Source organism: Paraglaciecola sp., from assembly GCF_051252315.1.
GTDB lineage: Bacteria > Pseudomonadota > Gammaproteobacteria > Enterobacterales > Alteromonadaceae > Paraglaciecola.
The window spans coordinates 1-3,448 of the sequence record NZ_JBPOFP010000217.1 but is presented as its reverse complement, the minus strand read 5'-3'; the positions used below and the strand labels follow the sequence as shown (position 1 = coordinate 3,448).

Sequence of the window (3,448 nt, the reverse complement as noted above, 5' to 3'; positions counted from 1 at the left end):
ATGTCAAACTCACCAGACAAGACAGAAGTAGAAATTAAATAAATAACAAGAATCGCTGTTTTTGAATAAGCAGATTTTGTGAATAAGAATTTCATTATGGCTAATTTTTCCCTGCGTAATAATACCCATAACCAGCGTTATCAGAACTCCCTCTTTCTGATTTATTGACTACAAATCCAATGGCCATATCTGGGTTCAGTTGTGCCACTGCTTTTTGTAAGTCCATGAGTTTTGTTTTTGACTCTTCAGTCACAACTAACGCTTGACCAGCTAAGTTAGCTAGAACCGCTGTTTCGTTGATGCCTAATAAAGGTGGCGTGTCAACAATAACCACTCTATCAGTATATCTATTAGCAAATTCTTCGACGGCGTCTTTCATTTTTTCACTTGCTAATAATTCCGTGGACAGGTGATGAGATTTACCAGCAGAAATAATTTTGAAATTATTAAGGTTAGTCTTACACATGATTTCACTAATACTATTTGCTTCTCCTAACAAGTATTCTATCAAACCTTCTTTATTTTCAAGTTCCAAGGTTTTCATCACATTAGGCCTTAATACATCTGCATCTACTAGTAGTACTGTTTTATCCTGCTCTAATGCAATACTTAATGCTAGGTTAATTGCAGTAAAGGTTTTTCCTTCTCCAGGCCTTGAACTAGTAACCATAATAATATTGCTATTATTTAAGGATTTGGAAAGCGGGCCAAATGCGTTAGATAACAACTTGCGTTTTATTTCTCGATATTCTTCATTGATTAGTAATCGTTCTGAATTAGTTGATACAAACCCTTTGTTACCCAAATTTTCAAAATTAATTATTATTTCACTATCATCAGAGTTCTCGATTGAATCTTTCCTTGGTGAGGATTTTTCGTCTACCCTAACTTTTTGTGCTTGTTCAATGGAGCTCTTCTTAAGGTCTTCAACCTCTGGTTGCTCATTTTTTTTCTGAAGTGCCTTTTCTATAGAGTTCATGAAAAAATCCTTGTGTATATATCGATATTCATCATGTCAGCAGTGATTAATACAGCGTAAAGACCTAGTATCAAGCCGGAAGAAAATAAGAAAATAAACAAACGTTTACGTGATGTCCTTTTGATTTTTTCTTTATTAAGATCGCTAACTACACCGAGTACTGGGAAACCAGTTAATTGTGGAAGTTGGTTGGCTCTTATTAATATAGGATTTAATTGGCTGATCAAAAAGGCAATGACAAGGCCGGCACCAAAACCAACAAACAACACCATAGAATAAAATAACGGTCTATGAGGACCACTGGGTTTATTTGGTGCTTTGGGAGCGCTTAATACTCTAAATTGCAGGTCTTCACTTGAAGCTTCGGCTTTTTGCCCCAAATCAGCGGCCTCCTTCCTGCTCAACAATCCTTCAAACTTTTTCTTTGTGATATTATAATCTCGATTGAGAGCTGTCCTTTCAGCTTCAACTTGAGGGACTAAATCGATCTTGTCTGCAAGTTCGTCAATTTTATTTGTGTAGTTTGATTCACGAACTCTCAGAGAAGCAATTTGACTTTCAAGGCGGCTTATTTCTAATTTTAATTCATTTGCGACATAACCTAGTTGAGTGTTCCCGTCTGCATTTCCACTAGGTTTAGATAGGTATTCATCAATTTCCTTTTGACGAGCTGTTGATAATGCAGCCAATAGGTTTTGAGCTTCAATGACATCCGGGTGCAGCTCTGTGTATTTTAGCATTAACTCATCTAAGTTGGCTTCTAGGTTTTTAATTCGAGTGTCATATCGTGTTGTTAATGTGGATGTCGCGTCGTTATTGTGAACGGAGAATTGATCAATGGACGTATTTGTATTGTTATTCCCCTTTAACGCTATAACCTGCTGCTCAAGTTCTCTGATAGAGAGTTTTGTGGTTTCCAATTGATTCTGTAGCGATGTGTATTTGGAATAAAAGGAGCCTTGAACTGGAAGTAAGTTGGAATACTTTCTTTTAAAGTCAGCTACTTTTTTTTCCGATGCAGCCAATCTATTTTCATATTCATTAATTTGTTCATCAATGAATTGATTAGCCGAATCCGAATCTTTCCTAGCCTTGCCTTTACTCTGCTCAACAAATAGGTTGAGCGTCTCTTGAACAACTATTTTGGCTTTTTCAGGGTCTTCACTAGTATAGGAAATTGTATAAAGGTTTTGCCTACCTGCTTTTCTTAACTTTATATTTTTTCCTAAAGACGATATTAATTTGTCATAAGATTCTGGCGTTGTGGTTGTTAGATCTAAATCAGATTCTCTTGCTATAATTTCCAAATTCTGACGAATGAGTAATGTCCTAACAATCATGGAGATTTCTTCATTTGGATTAGTTTGCAGTGCTAGTCCACGAAGCAAAGGCTGCAAAACAGAGCGAGTGTCAATGTATATCCGAGCACTTGATTGATATGTATCTGGTAAATTTAGAACATAAAGGAACCCAGCTGGACAAATTAACCACGAGGATATAATGATGTAACGCTTTTTTACCCAGATACCTTTAAAATAATTAATTAAAAGTTCTATCGTTTTTTGAATATCTTGCATTAATTACAATTCACTTATTAAATAATCTACTAATACCAAGCTTCAGGTATGATAATGATATCACCTGGCAACATGTCTACATTATGCTCAATTTCACCTTCTTTGATTAAGTCATCAATCCTAATTTTATACGATTTTTGAACTCCGTTTACCATTCTAATTAGTTTTGCATCATTTCCCGCTGCAAAGTCAGTTACCCCTCCAACTCTTATTAATAAATCTAGTAAGGTCATATTTTCTGTGTAGTTAATTGCTTTGGGTTGTGCAGCTTCACCAATGACTCTTACCTGCTCACTTAAAGGTCCCTTAAAACCACCTACACTGACAGTAACTCTTGGGTTATTAATAAATTTAGCTAATTCATTTTCTATTTCCCTAGCTAATGCTGTCGGAGTTTTTCCTGACACAACCAAGTCTTCAACTAAAGATGTGGTTACCTTCCCATCAGGCCTAACTACAAAAGAGCCTGAGATATCTGGATTACGCCATACAAAGATAGAAAGACTATCTCCAGGCCCAATTAAGTAATTATAATCAGACACCGAAGTTGTTTGAGATGTATAAGTTGTTGCATTTGGCAGACTTCCCGAGTTATTTGAACAGCCTGTTGCTAATAAAATTAAAAAAAATATCGAATTTGACAATGCTATTTTGTTACTCTTCATGTAAATTACGCTCCTCGATGTCTTTACTCACAGGCTTGCAATGTAACAAGTTTTGGACTCGGTAGACAACAACAATATTATTAATATTAATACTTTGTGGAATATATAAATGAGTTTTGGTAGTAGAAAAGAGATCCGTCGTTCAAATATTATGATGGCGTTGGAAGCAATAATTGTGAGTTACATCGGTTATTTGTCTTCATTGTTAGTTCGACATTTTTTTATAG

3 protein-coding genes are annotated in these 3,448 nt (G+C 35.5%); all 3 read right to left on the bottom strand.

Features of this window, described 5'->3' with window-relative positions; genetic code table 11:
* Nucleotides 1–100: 100 nt before the first annotated feature.
* The 3 genes from ACSHXM_RS21335 to ACSHXM_RS21325 are packed head-to-tail and all read right to left on the bottom strand — an operon-like array spanning nucleotide 101 to nucleotide 3,221.
* A complete protein-coding gene (locus tag ACSHXM_RS21335) occupies nucleotides 101–979 on the bottom strand; it encodes an XrtA-associated tyrosine autokinase (RefSeq protein WP_435692358.1) in 879 nt (292 codons plus the stop codon).
* On the bottom strand, nucleotides 976–2,556 hold the full coding sequence (locus tag ACSHXM_RS21330; RefSeq protein ID WP_435692356.1) for an XrtA system polysaccharide chain length determinant: 1,581 nt from the start codon (nucleotides 2,554–2,556) through the stop codon (nucleotides 976–978). Before ACSHXM_RS21330 ends, ACSHXM_RS21335 begins: the two co-directional genes overlap by 4 nt.
* 29 nt (nucleotides 2,557–2,585) lie before the next feature.
* Nucleotides 2,586–3,221, bottom strand: a complete 636-nt coding sequence (locus tag ACSHXM_RS21325; RefSeq protein ID WP_435692354.1) for an XrtA/PEP-CTERM system exopolysaccharide export protein — start codon at nucleotides 3,219–3,221, stop codon at nucleotides 2,586–2,588.
* Nucleotides 3,222–3,448 lie beyond the last annotated feature (227 nt).

Excerpts from the sequence above, each read along its gene's own strand:
- ACSHXM_RS21325 (WP_435692354.1), bottom strand. The coding sequence starts at position 3,221 with ATGAAGAGTAACAAAATAGCATTGTCAAATTCGATATTTTTTTTAATT.
- ACSHXM_RS21335 (WP_435692358.1), bottom strand. The coding sequence starts at position 979 with ATGAACTCTATAGAAAAGGCACTTCAGAAAAAAAATGAGCAACCAGAG.
- ACSHXM_RS21330 (WP_435692356.1), bottom strand. The coding sequence starts at position 2,556 with ATGCAAGATATTCAAAAAACGATAGAACTTTTAATTAATTATTTTAAA.